The sequence below is a fragment of the Pirellulaceae bacterium genome (genome assembly GCA_029243025.1).
Taxonomy (GTDB): domain Bacteria; phylum Planctomycetota; class Planctomycetia; order Pirellulales; family Pirellulaceae.
Map to the genome: position 1 here is coordinate 16,694 of JAQWSU010000024.1, position 19,684 is coordinate 36,377.

General features: G+C 52.3%; 15 protein-coding genes. 9 read left to right on the plus strand and 6 right to left on the minus strand.

The annotated features are described in order from the left end of the window. Nucleotides 1–141: 141 nt before the first annotated feature. From P8N76_11200 to P8N76_11220, 5 genes are all read left to right on the plus strand, one after another. Nucleotides 142–1,488, plus strand: a complete 1,347-nt coding sequence (locus P8N76_11200) for an enolase C-terminal domain-like protein (GenBank protein MDG2382227.1) — start codon at nucleotides 142–144, stop codon at nucleotides 1,486–1,488. A 14-nt stretch (nucleotides 1,489–1,502) separates the two neighbouring features. After that, nucleotides 1,503–2,789 carry a mandelate racemase/muconate lactonizing enzyme family protein gene (locus P8N76_11205; GenBank protein ID MDG2382228.1) on the plus strand — a complete coding sequence of 429 codons (1,287 nt, stop codon included), beginning with the start codon at nucleotides 1,503–1,505 and terminating at the stop codon, nucleotides 2,787–2,789. Beyond that, a complete protein-coding gene (locus P8N76_11210) occupies nucleotides 2,786–2,941 on the plus strand; it encodes a hypothetical protein (GenBank protein ID MDG2382229.1) in 156 nt (51 codons plus the stop codon). The genes P8N76_11205 and P8N76_11210 overlap by 4 nt, the downstream gene beginning before the upstream one ends. Nucleotides 2,942–3,741: 800 nt before the next feature. Beyond that, a complete protein-coding gene (locus tag P8N76_11215; GenBank protein ID MDG2382230.1) occupies nucleotides 3,742–4,677 on the plus strand; it encodes an MYG1 family protein in 936 nt (311 codons plus the stop codon). A 104-nt stretch (nucleotides 4,678–4,781) separates the two neighbouring features. After that, the gene (locus P8N76_11220) at nucleotides 4,782–5,414 is read left to right on the plus strand and encodes an MBL fold metallo-hydrolase (protein ID MDG2382231.1); all 633 of its coding nucleotides are present in this window, start codon (nucleotides 4,782–4,784) and stop codon (nucleotides 5,412–5,414) included. Nucleotides 5,415–5,529: 115 nt separating this feature from the next. On the opposite strand, the gene P8N76_11225 is transcribed toward P8N76_11220, so the two are convergent. The 3 genes from P8N76_11225 to P8N76_11235 all read right to left on the minus strand — a co-directional run bounded on the left by P8N76_11225 (nucleotide 5,530) and on the right by P8N76_11235 (nucleotide 9,608). Continuing rightward, on the minus strand, nucleotides 5,530–6,045 hold the full coding sequence (locus tag P8N76_11225; protein ID MDG2382232.1) for a cell division protein FtsH: 516 nt from the start codon (nucleotides 6,043–6,045) through the stop codon (nucleotides 5,530–5,532). 26 nt (nucleotides 6,046–6,071) lie between these two features. Further along, nucleotides 6,072–6,575: a hypothetical protein gene (locus P8N76_11230; GenBank protein MDG2382233.1), complete on the minus strand. Its 504-nt coding sequence runs from the start codon at nucleotides 6,573–6,575 to the stop codon at nucleotides 6,072–6,074. A gap of 345 nt (nucleotides 6,576–6,920) precedes the next feature. Beyond that, nucleotides 6,921–9,608 carry a hypothetical protein gene (locus P8N76_11235; protein MDG2382234.1) on the minus strand — a complete coding sequence of 896 codons (2,688 nt, stop codon included), beginning with the start codon at nucleotides 9,606–9,608 and terminating at the stop codon, nucleotides 6,921–6,923. A 1,252-nt stretch (nucleotides 9,609–10,860) separates the two neighbouring features. Between P8N76_11235 and P8N76_11240 the strand changes: the two genes are divergently transcribed. Next, nucleotides 10,861–14,226 carry a DUF1553 domain-containing protein gene (locus P8N76_11240; protein MDG2382235.1) on the plus strand — a complete coding sequence of 1,122 codons (3,366 nt, stop codon included), beginning with the start codon at nucleotides 10,861–10,863 and terminating at the stop codon, nucleotides 14,224–14,226. Nucleotides 14,227–14,249: 23 nt separating this feature from the next. Next, nucleotides 14,250–15,524: a DUF1501 domain-containing protein gene (locus tag P8N76_11245; GenBank protein ID MDG2382236.1), complete on the plus strand. Its 1,275-nt coding sequence runs from the start codon at nucleotides 14,250–14,252 to the stop codon at nucleotides 15,522–15,524. A gap of 450 nt (nucleotides 15,525–15,974) precedes the next feature. On the opposite strand, the gene P8N76_11250 is transcribed toward P8N76_11245, so the two are convergent. Continuing rightward, complete coding sequence (locus tag P8N76_11250) at nucleotides 15,975–16,424, minus strand: protease complex subunit PrcB family protein (GenBank protein MDG2382237.1); 450 nt, start codon at nucleotides 16,422–16,424, stop codon at nucleotides 15,975–15,977. A gap of 349 nt (nucleotides 16,425–16,773) precedes the next feature. Between P8N76_11250 and P8N76_11255 the strand changes: the two genes are divergently transcribed. Continuing rightward, complete coding sequence (locus P8N76_11255) at nucleotides 16,774–17,046, plus strand: DUF1501 domain-containing protein (GenBank protein ID MDG2382238.1); 273 nt, start codon at nucleotides 16,774–16,776, stop codon at nucleotides 17,044–17,046. Here P8N76_11255 and P8N76_11260 read toward each other — a convergent pair. Together P8N76_11260 and P8N76_11265 are read right to left on the minus strand one after the other, a co-directional pair. Further along, nucleotides 16,982–18,079, minus strand: coding sequence for an SMP-30/gluconolactonase/LRE family protein (locus P8N76_11260; GenBank protein ID MDG2382239.1), 1,098 nt, complete (start codon nucleotides 18,077–18,079; stop codon nucleotides 16,982–16,984). The two genes, P8N76_11255 and P8N76_11260, sit on opposite strands and share 65 nt — an antisense overlap. 201 nt (nucleotides 18,080–18,280) lie before the next feature. Further along, nucleotides 18,281–18,751, minus strand: coding sequence for a hypothetical protein (locus tag P8N76_11265; protein MDG2382240.1), 471 nt, complete (start codon nucleotides 18,749–18,751; stop codon nucleotides 18,281–18,283). A 341-nt stretch (nucleotides 18,752–19,092) separates the two neighbouring features. On the opposite strand from P8N76_11265, the gene P8N76_11270 reads away from it, so the two are divergent. Next, nucleotides 19,093–19,515: a carbonic anhydrase gene (locus P8N76_11270; protein MDG2382241.1), complete on the plus strand. Its 423-nt coding sequence runs from the start codon at nucleotides 19,093–19,095 to the stop codon at nucleotides 19,513–19,515. Nucleotides 19,516–19,684 lie beyond the last annotated feature (169 nt).

Genomic DNA, 19,684 nt, shown 5'->3' on the forward strand with positions numbered 1-19,684 from the left:
ATGAAATTCACGGCTACCCATTGGGATAAATGCGGCATGGAAATGGCCGAAGATCGGTTTACTGTTCAGATACCGGCGAGGGACGTGCTCATTCTGGAATTTGAATCATGAGTAAAAAGCTTTGTTTAGACTTGGATCATAATGAAGAAAACAAGAACACAGTGGTGTATTCAGCTGGCCATGATCGTCCTGCCCGCACTTTCGATCTTAAACCTGCCGGAAGCCCGGGCAGCGTCAGAGCCGGACGAGATTGTGGCGATGGACCTGCTGACCGTCAAGGAACCCGGATCGCAAGCTGAATCACGGTTGCGGGTCATCCGATTGACGACGCTGAGCGGCGCTACAGGCTATGGGGATTATCTTGATTACGGTCTCCCCGCCAAGGAAGCGGAAGAGACGCTTGCGCGTTTGGTGAATCGTTATGCCGAACAGGATCATAAGAAAGATATCTTTATGACCGACCCTTCAATGAGGGCCGTTGGGGTCGGTCACACCGTCATGGGGCAGACTGCCGAGCAATTACTCCATGCCCAACCTGAGACTGGATTGGGCCTTAATGCACTGTTCCCCCGAGAAGGCTTTGGCCCGATGTGGCAAGGCCCGGGGAAAGCAGGACTGGTCATCGCCCTGCAGGCAGCCTTGCTCGACCTTACCGAGGAAAACGGTCCATGCCGGGTGCGGCTCTGTCCGTCGATTTCGATAGATCGGGAGGTAGACGGCAAGCGCCGGCTGAGTACACCGGACGAAATGCGGCAGACGGTTACGTCGCTCAAGCAAGCTGGCTTTACCGCAGTCCGATTGGAACTGGTTGGCGCCCTCGAGGATGAGATGACGGCGCGCGGCGAATGCGCCCCCTACCGCTACCCGCAGGAAGTGCTGAGTCGTATCGACAGCCTGGTTGTAGCAGCGAAAAAGGCAGCCGGTACGGAAATGGATCTGGTCATCGCCGCCAACCTGAACTTGAGCACGGATGGCATGACCTTCCTCGCCCTGCATTGCCAAAGGAACGAGGTGACCCTGCTCGAGAACCCTATGGCGCTCCGGCACCTGCGCGAACAGGGTGAGGCACGCAAGGAGTTCAACCAGCCCCTAGGTTTTGGCGGAGATTATCATGTGATTGAAGACTTCGCCCAGGGCATCAAGAAGCAGGCCGGCACGGTCCTGGTACCGGATGTCGGGCGCATTGGCGGGGTGAAAATGCTCGCTCGGACGGCGGACTTGGCAAGGGAAGCCAAGCTCAAGGTGGCTCCGATGGTGCAAGGTGGTCCTCTTTCATTGCTGGCTGTCACACGGTCGCTCTCCGGACGCGATGAAGTGCTGTGGGTGACATCACCCAACCAGGAGCAATGGATGAAGGATGACGGTGTGCTGGAGATACCCTTGAGAATGACGCAAGGATCTCTGGTGGCGGAATCGTGTGAGATTGATGAAACGAAGTTTCAGGTAAGGCGTATCGCCCAGGTAGAAACAACGACCAAGAGAAAGTGATGGACCATCAGGTAATGAACAACCAACCAAATCGTCGAAACTTTCTCAAGCAGTCTGCGTTGGGGGCAGGTGCGTTTGCGGGCCTGCCGTCGTTCGGCCACTCGCCATTGGCAGCTGCCTCGGACAAGGCTGGCCGCATCGAAGCCCTGGAACTGCTCGTATTGCAACGCAATCGCGAGCAACGGCGCGTGCTGAAAGTTATCTCAAGCACAGGCGCAGCTGGATTTGCGGATTTTCCGGATATCGACTACGCGCCAGCGCTAGCCGGTGTCGCTAAGAACCATCTGATCGCGGCCAATCCCTTTGCGGTGGAGGCCATCTGGTCAAGGATGAGGCAGGCCGGCGTCCTCTGTTCACATCGCACCGCCTTGGATTATGCGCTATGGGATCTGCTCGGCCGGGAAACCGGTAAGCCTGTCTACGAACTGCTCGGCGGTCCGGTGCGCGACCGGATCAGGATCTACCACTATGGCAGGCCGGGACCTGTAAAGATCGAATTGATTGAAGACTTAGGGCGATGGCGCGACATGGGTCGAGAACTGGCCAAAAAACCGGGTGCGGCCGTGAAGGTCGATCCGTTTGCGCTCTTCGATCGGGCTAGCGGCAAGAAAGCCTGGGAGGATAGTGTCTGCGAGGGCGGGGGGAAAATGCCGACCGAAGAGAACATGGCCTATAACGAAATGGTTTTCCGCAGCCTTCGTGAAGGGGCTGGCGACAAGCTGGACCTGATCCAGGGCGGCCACGGTCAGTGCTGTGCCGAAGGGGCAATCGCGACCTGCAAACGGCTCGAACAGTTCGACCTTCTCTGGATGGAAGAGCCGGTGGCCCCCACCAGTAGCATGGATGAAATGGCCAAAGTGGCAGCTGCCACCACCGTTCCCGTTGCCACAGGAGAAAACCTTCAAGGGCTGGAAGATTTTACCCGTCTGATCGATAAGCGCGCGGCGTCGATTCTCAATCTGCCGCCGCCCAATGTCGGCGGACTGACCGAAGCGCGCAAGATCGCAGCGCTGGCCGAAATACGGGGCATGCAGATTGCGCCGCATTTCTTTTCGTATGGTCCTTTAACCTGGGTGGCTATGGCTAACCTTTGCATGGCCACCCCCAATGTATTGATTCTGGAAGCAAATGCGATGAGAGAAGTGAATCCGCCCGTGGCCACAAATAGAAGGCTGAACGCGAATCACTTTTTCAAAGAACCGATCAAATTGAACGGCTACTACTTCGTGCCTTCTGGTAAGCCGGGATTGGGTTATGAATACGATGAGAAATTCGTGGTGAGCCGGAAAAGGTTGGCATGAATAAGACGTTATTAACCGACTGCCAGGTGCGGCGAGGCGTTTACTACACGAAAGTGGGTGATGAGTTGTTCGGCAAGGTCATGCACTCTTTCGTTCTATTTCTGAATTGCGACAGCCATGGTTCTCTTCCTTTGCGGTTCGTTGAGACTTGACCAAATGTGAATGATACCCTGCCGGTCGATGTGAATTGATGTCAGATCCAGCCAGTTAGAGTCACCCGTCTGCTGACGATGTGCTGACAATTGAGAACGCGCGTCATGTCGGTGGCGGCTGGTTCTACTTCGCGGCGGTCAATTAGACGGCGGCAGATGGAGCGAGTAATTTCGGCGCATCTGGGTGGGACAACGCCGCTCATTGGTTCATGCGCGCTCGCCTGAAACGGCCTGTCTGGCGACAAGGTATTTCCATTCTTAGGTTGACGATAGAAGGCTAGGCTGTCCGCTCGCATTATGCCGCCATTTGAAGGGACTGGCGGTACGACTTTCCAACTGTTTCTCGCTCCGATAGACGAGAGCCAAAGGGAAAAGAAAGCGTTTCGTGTGTTGCTTGGTTCCTATGAGCCACCCCATCGAAGTAAACCGTAGACGAGCTGCGTGTTCGGATTCACGGCTGCGATCGCCGCAGGACGCACCCCGGCCCAAATTACCATTGAAAAGTTTTAGCCCACGGCTTAAGCCGATTTCTTTTTGACTGCTGGTTTGTTTAAAACTCCTCGTCGTTTTGGCAAAGTTTAGGTAGCGCCAAACAAAGATATTTATAGGCCTTGTCGTTTGGCAACCTCTACGCTGCATCGAAAACTGCTAGAACCAAGGCCGGCTATGGGAAACGTGTCTGGCTTGACTCAGGGAAGTTAGTCGTGATTCAGTCCTGACTGAAAAATAAGTCCAGCAACTCAACTGTTTTGACCGTAGTCTAAAAAAAGAGGGCATGCTAATTTAGTGAGCCGAGTAGCATGCGGCCGCTTGTTTTTGCCGAATTCGAATCGGATCTTTACTTAAGGAAACCTGATCCAATGACCATTGAGCTGATTGTGACCCATCCAGGCGGAGCGCATAAGGATGATTTTCTTGCCTGCAGTCTGTTGGCTCATTTGCATGGCGTCGCCATCGAGCGACGCGAACCAACCGAGCCGGATTTGGCGAACCCTGCGATTTGCGTCGTCGACGTAGGTGGGGCGCACGATCCAGCATTGAATAACTTTGACCATCATCAATTCCCGCGCGATGCTCCACCACGGTGTGCACTATCGTTGGTGCTTCAAAGTATGGGGCTTTACGAGGATGCATTGGCATTCTGTGCGTGGCTACGTCCGGCCGAATGGCTCGATACCTTAGGACCGAACGAAACCGCCAGGCGGATGGGGATTCCACGTACGGCTTTGGGAGAGTTGAATTCGCCGCTCGACACCACGCTACTTGACCGTTTTGCAAGTCAGTCAGAAATTCATCCAGAAAACCCTGTTTATCAAGTCATGTGCATGGTAGGCGAGGATCTCGTCGACTACTTGCAGTCCTTACGCGAAAGGCTGGATTACCTAAAGGCACACAGCCAATATTGGATCATTGAAGCGGGGGACGAACCCATTCAAGCCTTGTTCCTAGAAAAAAGTGACGTGATTTCTGACAATCCTTCTTTTGGAATTTATGCATTTATCGCGAGCGAAGAAAAGGAAAACGAGATACAGGCTCTGGTTTATCCGGATCGGCGAGGAGAGGGATACGGTCTGACCCGTTACGACGATAGCCCGCGTTTGGATTTCTCTCGAATCGAATCACTTGACGAAGTTCGCTTTGCCCACAAACGTGGGTTTGTTGCCAAGGTTTCGACGACAAATCCAGCAAGGCTAAAAGAATTGTTGGAGCTGGCTGTCGTGCAAACAAAAAACTAGGTCGTTGGTGCTTTGGCAAAGCTGCTGAACCTTTGAATCGATGGACGATCTGGTACATTATTCGAAAAATCCAATTTGCTGCATCCTAAGGTAGAGAACGTCGCGTGTTACGAATCACCATCGTCCCAGTGACCGAATTTCAACAAAATTGTTCCATTGTCTACGACGACCAAAGTCATGTTGCGGTGGTTGTCGATCCCGGTGGCGAGGTTGAAAAGATTACCGAGGCCGTCGCCGAACTAGGAGTCACGGTCGAAGCGATTTGGCTCACCCACGGCCACCTCGATCACGCGGGTGGAGCCGAAGCAGCCAAGCAGCAATTCGGAGTCGACATCATTGGCTCTCACATTGCCGACAAATTTCTCTTGGACAACATTGAGACAGCTGCAGCAGGGTATGGATTTACAGGCATGCATAACGCTCGGCCCGACCGCTGGTTGGAGGAAGGTGATTCACTGAACATTGGTGAGCATGAGTTTGAAGTCTTGCATTGTCCTGGTCACGCTCCCGGCCACGTTGTCTTTGTTAATCATGCGCACAAATTTATCTTGATGGGCGATGTCCTTTTTCAGGGCTCCATCGGCAGAACCGATTTGCCGGGGGGCAATCACCAAGCCTTGCTCGACAGTATTTCACAAAAGATTATGACGCTGGACGATGATTACCAATTTGTCTGTGGACACTCGGCGCCATCCATGGTCGGTGCCGAGCGACGCACCAACCCGTATCTGCAGTAGGTGGTATCCTCTGAGACGTCCTTTGGGTCGACGTCTGCTTTTCACAATCTCGACATTGCGTCCTTTGATCTTCGATTTCTTGGCCCTGAAGCGAGAGATATTCTGAAGGACGATTTCACCTTTTGTTGCATTGAGCGACCGCTTGATTAAATAGATGTACAACCGCTCTTCCGCTGATTGTGGTTTTCTCCATTAGCTCTTTTGCCACCATCTCGACCGCTTTTGCATGAGGTTCCTCGGACAATAAATATTCTGTCTTGTCGAGAAGCCGTCGTTCCAATTTCTCCAATTGTCGTGGCGAGGTTGCGCGAGTTTGAGAAAGTAAGCGTTTCACGACTCGCAGGTCCTGTCGAGCCCCTTTTTCACAATACTGGCCGGTCACGCGGGACTCAGCGACCATGCCGGCAAAAAAGATTAACGCCTCGTCTTCAAGCCAATCTTTCGACGGCTTACTCCGCCCTTTGCGGATTTTGCACGCTCCCAGACGGAGACCTCCCATGGATAGATTGGCTGCACAGATGGTGACTTTTTGAATCGGTCGCCCGACGATGGTTGCCATCACCGCATGCCCCGCTTCGTGGTACGCCACCGAAGGCGGTTGGGATTCAGTTGTATCTTGATTCTGGGACACTCGACGCGACCACGAGATGTTAACGGTTATTGGATTTGAAATTCAATGGAATTAGAGGCTGGCAACGAGCCCAGACTGGTCCCCTCGTAGCTCATCGAATACTTGGTGCCAGCTTTCAATCGGTAAACTTCCTTGAGATCGAACTTGACGCTGAGCGTCCATCCGGATCGAAGCGTTGTGTAGTCGCCGTTCTTTTTACTGGGAGGAGCTCTCTTGACCATGATTCCCTGGTAATCTACCACACCGTCGGGCCCTGTGACCTTGAACCGGTTCGCCGTCCAACGCTTTTCCAGGGGGCTTTGCCACCAGCAAAAGTCAACGGGCCGGTCGGACGTATTGCGAACTTCGAAGATCATCATCGCCTTTCCTTCCTGGCGTTCCGACTCAGGGCACTCCCGAATCCGTACTTGGAGGCCCGAAATCTGCTTGCCCCACGGGATTTCGGTCGGTCTCTGCCCTTGGATTGCTGGCACGAACATCAAAAAAGTAAAAGCTGCAAACAGAAACGATGCAAGACGAAAGATCTTCACAGTCTTTTTTTCCTCAGTAAGATTCACTGGTTGACGGCCTTTGCATAGACGCATACTCCCCGCTCATCGTTCCAGAAATCAACAGGATTTATACGAAGGACCAAACGATTCGTGGAATCACATTTTTGTGCTTGATACGCAAGTTAGGGAATCGTGGTTCTCGGTACGGAAATTCGTCTCGTCGGGTGTCTCTGGTTGTGATGTCGACTGGGCAAGTTCTCAGTTTAAAATACGAGTTCCGTTGCGAGTCCTGGCGGCCGCCTCCGCTTAGGCGCGTGATTCAACTCGTCTCGATTCAATCAAGGCCCGTTGGTTACCACCAGCGGGGCCTGCTCGTTTTTGCTTCTATTCCATCCGATACGTGGCCTTCACCGTCGTGATGTAATCCAGGTCGGTGACGAATGTCGTGGTGGAATAGATGTCCTCGATATACTCGGGACTGCGCTTCCATTGATCGATCCCCTCGAAGTATTGGGGCTCCCCGTTGCCCACCCATCGATCAAACACCATTCCTTCGGCGGGCGGATCGGCTTTGATCAAAACCGGGTGCCTGAAATCATGGTAGCTTCCACCACCGCTTCCGTTGATGACTCGAAGTCGCCTTCTCCCCGTGAACTTCACGGGTTCGATTTCAATGAAATGAATTTTGGTTTGATTCGCACTGCTGAGCGTCAGTCGCGCATCGGCAAGACCGCTACCACCGTCTTTTACTTCAAATGCTTCGAGCACGTACACCTGATAGTGATTCGTCTCAACCGGATCGTTGATCGACAGTGGAGTACGATCCGCGGACAGCTGTCCCACGTTCAACTTGATTGCCCCCTGTAACTTCTTGGCCCCCAGCCCCAGCTTTAACTTGTAGATTCCTTTCGGCAAGGCGATGCCCCATGAGTAGCTACCGCTCTCGGTGTTAAAACGGTTGTGGGTTGCCCGAACCCGATTGGACTCTGACGAATTCTGCGATCCGGAAAGGTTGTATCCGTCAAGCCAACCGTAGGTATGGCCGCTGAACTTTTTGGAATACGGTCCGCCACCGTCGGCCAGGTAGCCCGGCGGCGCATAGAACCCTTCCAACGGTCCGAAGTTGATTTTGATGGGCTTACGGTAGAGATCCAGTGGATCTCCCGTCGCTACGAAGACGGGTTTCAAGGCGATGTCATCGTTCGTCCGAACGGTCAGCCGCTGCTGGTCGCTTTCGAGATCCTTGATCCAACTGTGAAAGCGATACCCTTCATCCGGAATGGCCTCAATCGCGACCTCGATCCCTTCCGAATAGATCGCTCCTGCCGGCTGCAGTTTCACCTGTCCGTTCTTTGCACTTTCGTCAATCGTGACTCTCACCTTCCTAGTTCCCACATACACCGTAGTGGTATCGGTGCTGACGTTTCCTGATTGATCTGTTGCCCTTACTTCGATCTGGTGCATGCCAGGAGAAACAGCCTGCAGGTCAGCCACCATGTGGCCGACGCGGGCTTCCTCCTTGACAAGCTGCCCATCTAAATACAGAGCCATCGTTGCAATGGAACCGGCGTTGTAATCGTTTGCAAAGGCTTCGATCTCCATCTCAATAGGTTTTGATGCGATGAACAGCTGATTCTTTTTGGGGTGAACCGTGCTGACGATCGGCTTTGTGTCATAGTAGGAATGCGCTCGGCTATTCAGGTAGTCTTCGAGATTGAGGTAACCATCCTGGTTTCGGTCTGAATTGCCATCGGCAGAATCCGCCGGATCCAATCCTTGAGCGACTTCCCATGCGTCAGGCATTCCGTCACCGTCGGTGTCTGCCGGTGCGGGCGTCGACTTCAGTACCGGCCAGCCGCCCACAGCGTCCTGGGTATCAATCAGCCCATCGCGACTGCCATTACCGCCGTCCTGACAGGTCGCTGTTCCGGTCCTGACGTCGTGGATGATTCTGCGATCAACAGCGTCTCGCTTCAGGCTGGCGCCGGCGAACTTGAGTACGCGCTGGTAAGCTTCCTCCGCGGTATCGGTCGTCACCTTGCCAGTTTCCAAGGGCTGTTCCAGGCGCATCCGTTGTTTTTCCGCATCCGTGACGTGGCTCCATTTCGAGTCAAATTGAACTCCGTATTTCCAGTTGTCCAGTGTCGCCCGTTTGGAGCCATTCAGCACATTGCCATGGATGTAGAATTTTCCCCAGATGTTGTACAAGGGGTCCCAAGTCTCAATGCGATTCCAGATCGCGACGATTCGCTCCTGGTTTTTGACAGTCGCGGGTCCCGGCTTGTAGTAGTTGTTGACGATGTTGACGTTCATCCCCTCGCCGCCGTAACAGCTGTTGCCCTGCCAGTTGTAAATCACGTTGTTTCGGAGATCGACTCGGTCGGAGAGCGCGTAGCGGGAAACGAACTCACCCAGCCTCGGGTTACGGCTGTCGTGGTGGGCCAGCAGGTTGTGATGAAAGGAAGCGTTTTGTCCGCCCCAGACGCCGCCGTTTCCGTGTTGGCCGCTCGCATGGATCGAGTTGCGTAGACTTTCTCCAATCAGACACCACTGCATGGTGAAGTTTGAATTAGCGTAGAAGGAGGCGCATTCGTCCGTGGACCAACTCATCGAGCAATGATCGATAATCACGTTACGGTTTTTCTGGCCGCCCAACGCATCGGCTTGCTGCCGGGCTTCGTCACCCATGCGGAAACGCAGGTAGCGGAGGATCACTTCGTCGCAGGCATCCAGGTAGACCTCGTGATTCTTGATGCAGATGCCATCGCCAGGAGCCGTTTGCCCCGCGATGGTAAGTTGGCCGTTGCGAATGGGGAGCCTACTCTCGAGCGCGATGGTACCGGACACATCAAACACGACAATCCGAGCTCCCTTGGCTTCGACGGCAGCACGTAGGCTACCTTCTCCGCGATCATTCAGATTGGTAACCTTGATCACCCTACCGCCCCGCCCTCCAACGGTGTAGCGACCATGACCCTCCGCGCCGGGAAAGGCAGGAATTTCTCCTGCGTTCAACGATGATACGAAAAGGAAGGCGAGCAAGACGATTCCCAGCCAGTGCACTCTGGCCATTCTGGTGGGTTTTCGGATGGTTCTGTTTTTCATAGATCTTCAGATTTTTGTCGAAATGGAAAAACTAAGATTTTTTCGATCGAGTTGGAAAAGCCTAAGAATATTTTTTGGCGTGGTTAAACACACCGATTTGCTTTGACGCACTGACGAATGAGCGTGAAACCGTTAGACACCCGCCTGCTTGATGGGATTGCCGACTCATTATCATCCGTTTCGCGGTAGCTGTCCAATCGATGAATTGATGTCGTTGGCGAGTGATGTTTCAATCGCGAATCGAGGTGCACCGATGTAGAGAAGCCGAAGCAGGATTTGGCTGAAGGTCGGAACGATCTCGATCGTCTTTTAGAATTGATCGAGCTGGAGTCTCGGCAGTTCGGGAAAGTCAATACGTCGCTGGCAAACCCGAAGCAACGGATTGAAGAACTTGCAAAGAAGCTCGGCGAGAAGACCGCGAAAATCGATGAGCCGTTCTCCGAACGAGAAGAGGAGAAGCGGAAGGAAAAACGTGGCAAGAGGAAACGCAAAAATTGCAAAGAAGATCGCTAAGGCCACTCGTACGGAACACCTCTTCCCCGGAAATGGCCTGCAAACCATTATACACGCGTCCGGTTTGGCGGCTGTTACAGGGAGAGGCTCAGTTGGTTGGACGGCGAGCCTTGTTTGTTTTCGATCCTATTCCGTCCGATTGCCGTAAATCCCATGAAAAATGGTACGAGACACTGTGGTGTACTGGGAGGCAGGGGCAGCAGCATCTCGCAGGACGTCGTGTTTGATCAAGGTGTGGATACCATCACTTTTGATCGTACAACCACTCATCGAGCCCGTGTAAGCTATCCATCTTCGTGCATTCAATCGAAAACGACTCAGCAATTCGTTTTACAGTCTGGTTTGAGCAATCTTGGTTGCGGTACAATTACCGAAGAGTATTCCTGCGCAAGAAGAGTCTTGCGATCGTTAGTGATCTTTATCCTGAGTTAGGCGAGCTGCCAACGGCGGCGGGGTTATTGTGTTTGGATCATCACTGCAATTTTGTTGCTTGGTATTTCTAGCGACGGTCACAACAGTCTTTGGCCAGGATCATACTTCGGACTACAGAAAAGCCATTATGGATTCAAACCCCAATCAACATTGGGGGTTTGAATCAGTTTCCAAGTCCAAAAATGTCTCAAAGACCTCTGGCCCGATTTCGCCAGAGTACCCCGCCTTTTCAAAAGTAAACTCGGCTGTCGCGATCAAGAACGGTGGCCGAATCATGATCAATGACCCGGGAGAAAACTCGGTTTTCGATTTCAAAAACGGTGATGAGATTACGGTCGAAGCGATGGTTCAGCTTGCAGAGCTGCGCGGTCAGGCTGCGATTTTAACGAAGGGCCGCACCAACAACCCTGGCGTTCCCACCAATAACCAAAACTGGGCATTCCGAATTAAGTCGACTTCTCGAGGGACTGCTGGAGTCAATTTTCTTTTCCGTAGTCGCGACGATAGGGATCATAAAAGCGACTGGCATCGCTGGACAAGTACGAGCGGTTTCGGAATTAATGCAGGTTGGCATCATGTCGCGATAAGCTATCGATTTGGGGAGCCAGATTCAATTCGCGGCTATATTGATGGCAAACCGGTAAAGGGAAAATGGGACTTGGGGGGGCCAACCCAAGTGGCACCCGTTGTCGACAATGATGAAGTCTGGATTGGCTCTTCGATGGGTGGGAACCTTGGAAATTCCTTGTTCGGGGCCGTCGATGAGATTGCACTCTACCGCCGCATTGTGCCTGCCAGTGTCATTTCGAAACGTTATGAACGTGTAGAGCCCGAATTGATTTTGCCGGAACCCAGATCGGGGCATTTGGAAATTTCCATTCATCCATGGACGGAAAAAAATAAACTTCCAATCAATCCGAAGCCAGCGCTTGATCAATGGCAGCAAAGTGCACTTGGATTCGTGCGACTCCCCAGAAAGTACGACAATTGGGGAGTACGTGACGACTGGGGCACCGGAGTGTTGGTTCGTGCCGTAACCGCAATAACTCTTGAGCCAGGCGAATATGAATTCTTGGGACGTAGTCGCGGAGTGGCTCGGTTGTTCGTCGACGGTCAAAAGATCATGGACTTCCCTCCCGTTCGGCGTGGGGGAGGAGCGCACAACCAAGTCAAACCGATTCCTGAAGTACCCAGAAAAGGCATGCGTCCCCATGCTCTCGACGACATTGAAAAAATCGTAACGTTTTCCAGTTCCGGTGGCAGGCATTCAATCGTTTACGACGTGATGGTCGGTGGACCGAGGCTTCGTCTTGAATTTGGCGAGGGCTGTTTGGCAATCGCTCGAAAAGGAGAAATGTTTCGACTGGTCGGACCCACCGCGGGTCCAGAGTTGACCGACACGGGATGGCAAGAATTTTTTGAACAAACATCTGAGTGGTTAGACGCGCGTGATCGAATGATTCGCCGAAAAAATGATCAACAAGCGAACTACTGGAAGCAGCGTCATCAACTTGCGATTGAGCAATTGGTCAAAAATACAGGAGGTGAAAACCGCAGTATCGATCACATTGTCGAAAGTAGAATCGCCCGAGCCGAATCGGGCGACGCCGACTCATTTTTTAACCGTGAGGTCCAACCTCTGTTGGCCAAGCATTGCTATCGCTGTCACGGTGAAAAGGAAAAAGGTGATCTCAATCTCAGGAATCAGAAGCATCTCTTTGCCGAAGGGGCGTCAGGAGATCCCATTGTTGTTCCCGGTCAACCTGGGGAAAGTCACTTGCTGTATCGGGTCAGTCTAGAAGCCGAAGCCGAGCGCATGCCGCCCACGGGTGATGGTTTATCCGATGATGAAATTTCGATTCTCAAAAAATGGATCGGAAATGGCGGTGAGATTGAACCTGAACCAAAAACAATTCTGCCGATACCGCCTCAACTCGATGACTTGAATTTTTTGCGCCGTGCATGGATTGATGTGGTCGGCGTGGCTCCGCCGCTGGATGTTGTCAAAACGTTTCAAAAAGATAGTTCGGCGGACAAACGAAGCCGAATGATTGATCAGTTGCTGAAAGATGAACGATGGGCTGACAATTGGATGGGCTATTGGCAAGACGTTTTGGCTGAAAATCCCAACTTGCTAAAACCTAACCTGAATAATACGGGACCCTTTCGGTATTGGATTTTGGAGGCTTTGCAGGATAACAAGCCAATGGATCGATTTGCGACCGAATTGATCACGATGCGTGGTAGCGTTTGGGATGGAGGAGCAGCCGGATTTTTCGAGGCATCCCAAAATGACGTTCCGATGGCGGCAAAAGCCCACATTATTGGTACCGCCTTTTTGGGAGTTGAATTGAAGTGCGCTCGCTGCCACGACGCGCCCTATCATGAGACGACGCAACGAGACGTGTTTGAAATCGCTGCGATGTTGGAACGAAAGCCGATCAAACTTCCGAGTACCAGTAGTGTGCCGAAAGGTTTTTTCGAACACGTTGCCAAGGGTGGCCGCGAACCCCTGATTGAGGCTTCGTTAAATATCGGTGAAACGATTAATCCTCGCTGGCCCTTTGACGGGCTAATTGAGGCGTTACCCCAAACTGATCTTTTTGAAAACCTCGACTCCAGAGAACAGCTTGCAGCTCAAATAACTTTCTCCAGACGATTTGCTGAGGTGATCGTCAACAGAGTTTGGAAGCGACTGATGGGAGCAGGGCTCGTTGAGTCTGTCGACGACTGGGAAGGCAAACGACCGAGTGATCCGGAGCTTTTAGAACGACTGTCGGATGAATTTATTCGCTCCGGGTACGACCTCAAAGCACTGACCCGATTCATCATGAACTCCGAGTTGTACCAACGGCAGGCAATCGATCCACCGTCGAATTTTGCCGAGTCAGACCGACTCTTCGAAGGTCCTTATCGTCGGCGGATGACGGCTGAGCAAGTGGTCGATAACGCTTGGCATGTATCTGGGAAAACAATGGATCTGGGTTGGCTAACCATGGATCGTGAAGGACGTTTGAAACCCGGGTTCTTCATGAACTTCGGACAACCCAAAAAGGCGTGGGAATTCACTACCTTGGCGAACGAACGAGACCGCCCAAGCTTGGCGATGCCCCGAATGCAAGCCGTGGTCGATGTGTTGCTGGCCTTTGGATGGCGCAATTCACGTCAGGAACCGACAAGTCAGCGAAACGAAGCCCCCAACCCTTTACAGCCTGGCGTTCTTGCCAACGGAGTTATGGGGGGGTGGTTAACTCGGCTGACTGATGAATCCGAGATTACAAAAATGTGCGTTGAAGCATCGTCGGTGGAACAGTTAACCGAGGATTTGTTTCTTCGTTACTTGACAAGAATTCCCACGAAAAATGAGAGGGTAGCGTTTGAGTCTCTACTGCAGAACGGATTGGAAGATCGCCTGGCTCCCGTTGATCAACAAAGGGCCAAACAAGAACCCAAGCGTTATCCGTACGTTTCATGGTCCAATCATCTCGATAATGAAGCGAACACGATTAAACAACAACAGGAGGCTGACGCTCGGCGCGGCGATCCACCGACCCGTTATTTGAAAGATGCATGGCGCAAAAACGCAGAAGATGCTTTGTGGGCTCTGCTGAATTCGCCCGAAATGATTCTGATTCCTTAATTGCCTTACGAGACAACCGTGACATGAATCGACGAACGTTCCTCAAATCATCAAGCCTGACCACAGCGACCTTAGCAGCTGCACCGGCTCTCGGGGCACCGATTGTTCCCTTGGGAAAGGCAGAGCATTGCGTGATGCTTTGGCTTGGAGGTGGCATGTCCCAAATTGATACGTTTGATCCGAAATTGTCAGGGGATGCAAAGGCAAACAAGCCAGGTAGCTATTACAAAGCGATTGATACTTCTGTGCCAGGGGTAAAGATATGTCAGCATTTACCCAAGACCGCAAAGTTAATGGAACGAGTTACCGCGGTTCGATCGTTGCACCACGATGTGGTAGATGAACATGCAGCGGCGACTAACCGAATGCATACGGGCCGAAAAACTTCGGGGACGGTAACGTATCCTTCACTGGGTTCAATTGTGGCACAGAGGCGAGGGCCACTAACTGAAGGTTTCCCAGCCTATATGGTGCTCGGTTATCCAAACATTGTGCGTGGCCCAGGTTTTCTTGGACCCGAAGCGGGGTTCGTTTACACCACAGATCTGAAGTCTGGCCCGGCCGGATTAGCGCGATCCAAATGGTTGACCGCCAGGAGAGTTGCTCGTCGAGAAGCGTTGCTTCGTGAGGTCCGAAAAGGCGGAACCAGGCGATTCAGTAATGATCAGACATTCAACGCATACGATTCTGCAGTTCGAGAAAGTTTAAGGTTGTCGGGGCCCGAATTCATGAAGGTGTTCAACCTCGACTCCGAGCCGAGTGATTTGCGAAACGCTTATGGGAGTGAGTTTGGGCAGCGATGTTTGTTGGCACGAAGGCTTTTTCAAGCAGGTGTGCGATTTGTCGAAATCTCTTACAGCGATAATTTCAAAAATGGTACCGGTTGGGATACACACAATGAAGGACAGCTCAACCAACACTTGCTAATTAAAGACCTGGATGATGCGCTATCGACATTGATGAATGACCTTGAGCAAAATCAATTGCTCAAGAAAACGATCATCATTGTAAATTCTGAGTTTGGTCGCCCGGGAAGTTTTGATTCCGGTGGGGGTCGCGGTCACCATTCGAAGTGTTTTACCAATGTTATCGCCGGCGGTGGACTCAATCATACAGGTGCGTACGGAGTTAGCGACAAATTCGCAGAATCAATCGTCGATAGTCCAGTCAGCGTACCCGACTTTTTTGCGACAATCCTTGCCACCCTCCAGATTGATCCCAGCGAAAATCTTTACGACGGTGATCGACCCGTACCTATCACCGACGGCGGAAAGCCGATTGCAAAGTTAATGGCTTGAAAAGGGTCGATAGGAATCAGCCCCGAAACCCCGATCTTCTTGCAGACCTGGCCGATCGTCATGCCTTTGGCTCGCCGTTGCTCATGACACACTGGGAAATATGTGGACCGAGACTTTTATCCCCGTTGCGAATCCTAGAGGCCGCCTCCACTGAAGCCGGAGTCCCAACCCGACTCAAACCCAAACAGGCTTGACCGTTGATTCTGGCGGGCCTTGCTTTTGGCCCCTTGTATCGCGAGGGCAACCAAAAATTCACCACTTTCCCTTTTTGCCCGGAACTTTTCGGAAGGGCAGACTCGCAGCAATAGAGATGCAAAATCGACCAGAGAGAATCCCGCCGCGCACTTCATTCCGCGACTCGCCTGTAATTCAAGGCATCGTTTTCGGTGAGGACTGGCAGGTTGATCTGGGTGCAAGTGACGGATGCTTGTCACAACATTTAGATGGAATTTACTTTGCCTTCCCGCTGATCACAAACTTCACTGGCTTTGTGGGCTTCTTGACGACCAGTAATTCATAAGGTTGCGTCAACGCTTGGGTCGTGAAACTGTCGGGTGGAGGGCTTGTCGTTCGCACAGAAACAACGACCGCTTTATCGGTCTCCTTGACACTTGTGATTTTAATCTGATAGCCACCGGTGTTTTGCTGTCCCATGAAAACAGCCAATACGACTTGCTGCGTAAAGTCCACCGGCGGCAGCTTTGGCTGCGGATTTACCGTCTTGTGCACTTCTTTCCAGACCTTTTGCCACGCCTTACGGTTGTCGATGACCTGCTCTCCGGGCTTCGTCACTCCCGAGGAGTATCCACGGAACCTCGGTTGCTCATCTGCGCGGGACGTAACCGCCACAGCGGCGAAACAGACAGCAACAGCGGGATAAATTAGCAGAGCTTTTTTCATTTCAACCTCCAAGTGGAGTTTTTTGATGGGCGTACAGGTTTGATGCAACGCGGTTCGCATAAGTTCCCTCTTTTTTTGTTCCGTTTATCTGGCCTTGTTGGACCACGAATTGCCCTCGCAGCAAGCTGATGCTAGGAATGAGAAGTGTGGGTTGCTTCCTCGGAAGAGGTCTTCGATGACGACTGCCTAGAATTGTGCAGGGCACATGTTCCGCTCGCTTTTCCCCGATTCATGGCTACAAACGGCCGTGTTTCGCCAACGAAGCAGTCCAACTCTTTAGGTGATCGTGAGTCTACGCAGATGAACTCGCATCAGTTCGATGAGCTGACTCACTGCCTGAACTGTTCCAGTGATCGCCTCGAGACGGTCACCAAGAGACGGTCACCAAGAAGGGCGAACGTCCTCTGGGTCAAACCCGAGTCCCCACCCGTGTACGCCCCGGATCAACCAGGATGTAGGGCGCGATCATTGGCCCGACTGTTTTTCAGCGGTCCTTGTTGCTGGTGGTAATCGCGCGGGTTACGTTCATACATGCACCTTACCGACCTATCTCAAACCTAGTACTGCACGTGGAATCCGGGCGACTTCAACGCGATGCGATAGAGACTGGTGTCCACCGTGATGTAGAGCGTGTGCTGCTCTTTGTCGATGCCAAACTCGACGTTGCTGGGCAAGCCCACGGGTGGATTTTCGGGGTCTTCCGCGGATTGGCCCTCTGGACCGGTGGGGATGAAAGCGACTTCATCGCCTGCGGGATTGAGAACCATTACGCCGGGGCGACCCGCATCGCGGATCGTCAGATAGATGTTACCTTTGGCGTCGACACACATTCCATCGCAGCCCTTCTTTTCTTTGAAATCGATGAGGACTCGAGGGTCGCGGGCTTGTCCCAGGTTGTCAATTGTGAAGGCGTGAATTTTCATCGCGCCCTGCTTGGGCGGCGGCTGCGTGGGATCGATTTTATCCGTGCCATTGTCGTGGTCGGCAACGTACAAAGTGCGGCCATCCGGGCTCAACGCGATCCCATTCGGTTTGGATACGGCTCGTGTCACTTCGACAATCCGACCCGTCCGATTGTTGATCCGGTACACCGCTCGGTGTTCCAGTTCGCGCGTCTCCTCGCCCAAGTAGCGTGGGTCTGTAAAATAGATTCGTCCACGTCGATCGACACACAGATCGTTGGGGGCATTGAACCGTTTACCAGTAAACCGGTCGGCCACCACAGTTCGCTCACCCGTCTCCACATTCCAGCGGGTTACCGCGCGACCTCCTTCATCCGCACCTTCACAGGCAAGCAACTGGCCGCGGCGGTCAAAGATCAAGCCGTTGGACTTATGGCTATTCTCGGTAAATACCGTTGTCTTCTTAGTGGCGGGATCGAACCGCAAGATCATGCCGTGATCGGCACCAAGGCGGATGTCGGAGAAATAGATGCTGCCGTCGGGTGCGACGGCGGCTCCTTCCGTCAAGCCTCCCTCAAGCTCGGCCGTGCGGGTGAACAACCGTTCGAGTTTGGCGTCGGACGAGACGATCGAGCTTTCCGCAGGGAAGGGAATCTTGACGGCCTTTTCGGTCGCATCGTCACTGGGTTTTTCATCCGCCAAGCCTAGGGCGACGAAGAGCATGCAGAATCCGACAGTCAAGGCAGCGCGCATCGTATGACTTCCTCCAAGACCTGAAAAGATTGGGGGTCGTGTGTATCGTACTTCGGCCAGGATTGTAAGTCACTGGGGTAGTCGTCGCAAGCAATTGGGAGGCTCGATTTCAACAAGGCCAGTCAGTGAAAACTGGCGGGCCTTGTTCGTTTAGGTATTGGGATGACAACCGGTGTCTTGCGAAACCTCTGACAATGCTGATCAAACGACTGGATTGTAGGGCAGATGGGAGTCGTGCAAGGCGATTCTCAGCTTTCCGACAGCATTAATCGTGTAGGCAAACGAGTACTCAACTTTCACATCATCGCCACCTTCGTGTGGCGTGAAATAATAATTCCCCATCGCGATACCCATATCACCCGTAATCTTAGTGCCGATATTCTCCCATTGCACGTTTGACCAAGGCTTGATCGCAAACCCGTGATCTTCAGGATACTTTTCGTTTCCACCGATGAAATAAGAAAGCGCACCCTCAAAATCCAAACGGAATTGCTTTTCAGAAGTGAGCGTTGGCTTAAAAAGCACGACTCCTTCCTCGTAGTTATAAAACTCATGGATGTGCGCTTCGGCAGCAGCTTGATAGTCACCTTTTTCAAGAAACACTTTCCCGATTTTTACGATCCCTTCCCCCCAGGATCTTTGAGCATCCAATATCGAGCTATCTGCAATCATATCTACTTCCCAAACACAAATTTATTGATGTTGTTTCGACAAGTCACATTGCCCCAAAAACCACTAACATATAAAATTGCAATTCGATTGCAAGTGCGATTCAATACCGACTTTTGGAGTTGCAAGCAGTGAGCTTGGTGGACTCGAGAATTTCATTCAGATCTGACCTTCACCAATTCCCAAAAAACGCAATTGGTTCGTTAGCAGGTCTGATCAATCCATCCGTTTCTCGCAGCCGGGATACGTTGATTATCGCATGTTCCGAGCTTGGGACGGCACCAGATTGCCTGTCGTTCGGGAATCGGGACCGCTTTCTGATATTGCAACATCTTGCAGCTTCGATGCCGTCCAAAACGGATTGCGAAAGTGATGAAAGACTTTCCCTGAAAGAGGTCAGGCGACTATTTGACAAACATGATTTTCGCCATTTAATCGTCTGCGGCCATTTGGGCTCTGGAGTCATCCGCTATTGGCTTCAGCCTGCACCAGCGGGCGTCGCTGATACCGGTGGACTCAGAAGCAGGTTCGAAAACGGGACGCGTCGACTGGTGGACAACAATTACTCCCCAGGATCCACCTCGGAACGGCTTGAACTACTGATTTTTGAGCACGTCCTTTGCCAGATCGAAAACTTGCTTACCCACCCCTTTCTCATTGAACGAGTACGAATGGGTAAGACCTCGCTGTATGGTTGGGTTATTGACGATGAATCGGCTCGTATTTATGGTTACCGCCCCGACGAGTCAGCTTTCGTGATCATTTAGTTATTCGTTAACAGGGACAAGCCAACTTACTCGCGGCTTCGTCTCCGCAGACCATTGAGTTTCAATAACCACGTGGCCATGCAGAATGGTGAGACGGCGTTCCGAGCCGTTGCGGTAATACGTAGTCGTTCGTGTTTGGGCGAATCTGGCGATACTAAAAGCCACATTT

What these genes read in the sequence shown, in the direction of transcription:
- P8N76_11240 (MDG2382235.1), top strand. Translation starts at nt 10,861, where the DNA reads ATGATCAATGACCCGGGAGAAAACTCGGTTTTCGATTTCAAAAACGGT.
- P8N76_11270 (MDG2382241.1), top strand. Translation starts at nt 19,093, where the DNA reads ATGCCGTCCAAAACGGATTGCGAAAGTGATGAAAGACTTTCCCTGAAA.
- P8N76_11245 (MDG2382236.1), top strand. Translation starts at nt 14,250, where the DNA reads ATGAATCGACGAACGTTCCTCAAATCATCAAGCCTGACCACAGCGACC.
- P8N76_11210 (MDG2382229.1), top strand. Translation starts at nt 2,786, where the DNA reads ATGAATAAGACGTTATTAACCGACTGCCAGGTGCGGCGAGGCGTTTAC.
- P8N76_11250 (MDG2382237.1), bottom strand. Translation starts at nt 16,424, where the DNA reads ATGAAAAAAGCTCTGCTAATTTATCCCGCTGTTGCTGTCTGTTTCGCC.
- P8N76_11265 (MDG2382240.1), bottom strand. Translation starts at nt 18,751, where the DNA reads ATGATTGCAGATAGCTCGATATTGGATGCTCAAAGATCCTGGGGGGAA.
- P8N76_11200 (MDG2382227.1), top strand. Translation starts at nt 142, where the DNA reads ATGAAGAAAACAAGAACACAGTGGTGTATTCAGCTGGCCATGATCGTC.
- P8N76_11205 (MDG2382228.1), top strand. Translation starts at nt 1,503, where the DNA reads ATGAACAACCAACCAAATCGTCGAAACTTTCTCAAGCAGTCTGCGTTG.
- P8N76_11235 (MDG2382234.1), bottom strand. Translation starts at nt 9,608, where the DNA reads ATGGCCAGAGTGCACTGGCTGGGAATCGTCTTGCTCGCCTTCCTTTTC.
- P8N76_11260 (MDG2382239.1), bottom strand. Translation starts at nt 18,079, where the DNA reads ATGCGCGCTGCCTTGACTGTCGGATTCTGCATGCTCTTCGTCGCCCTA.
- P8N76_11215 (MDG2382230.1), top strand. Translation starts at nt 3,742, where the DNA reads ATGCGGCCGCTTGTTTTTGCCGAATTCGAATCGGATCTTTACTTAAGG.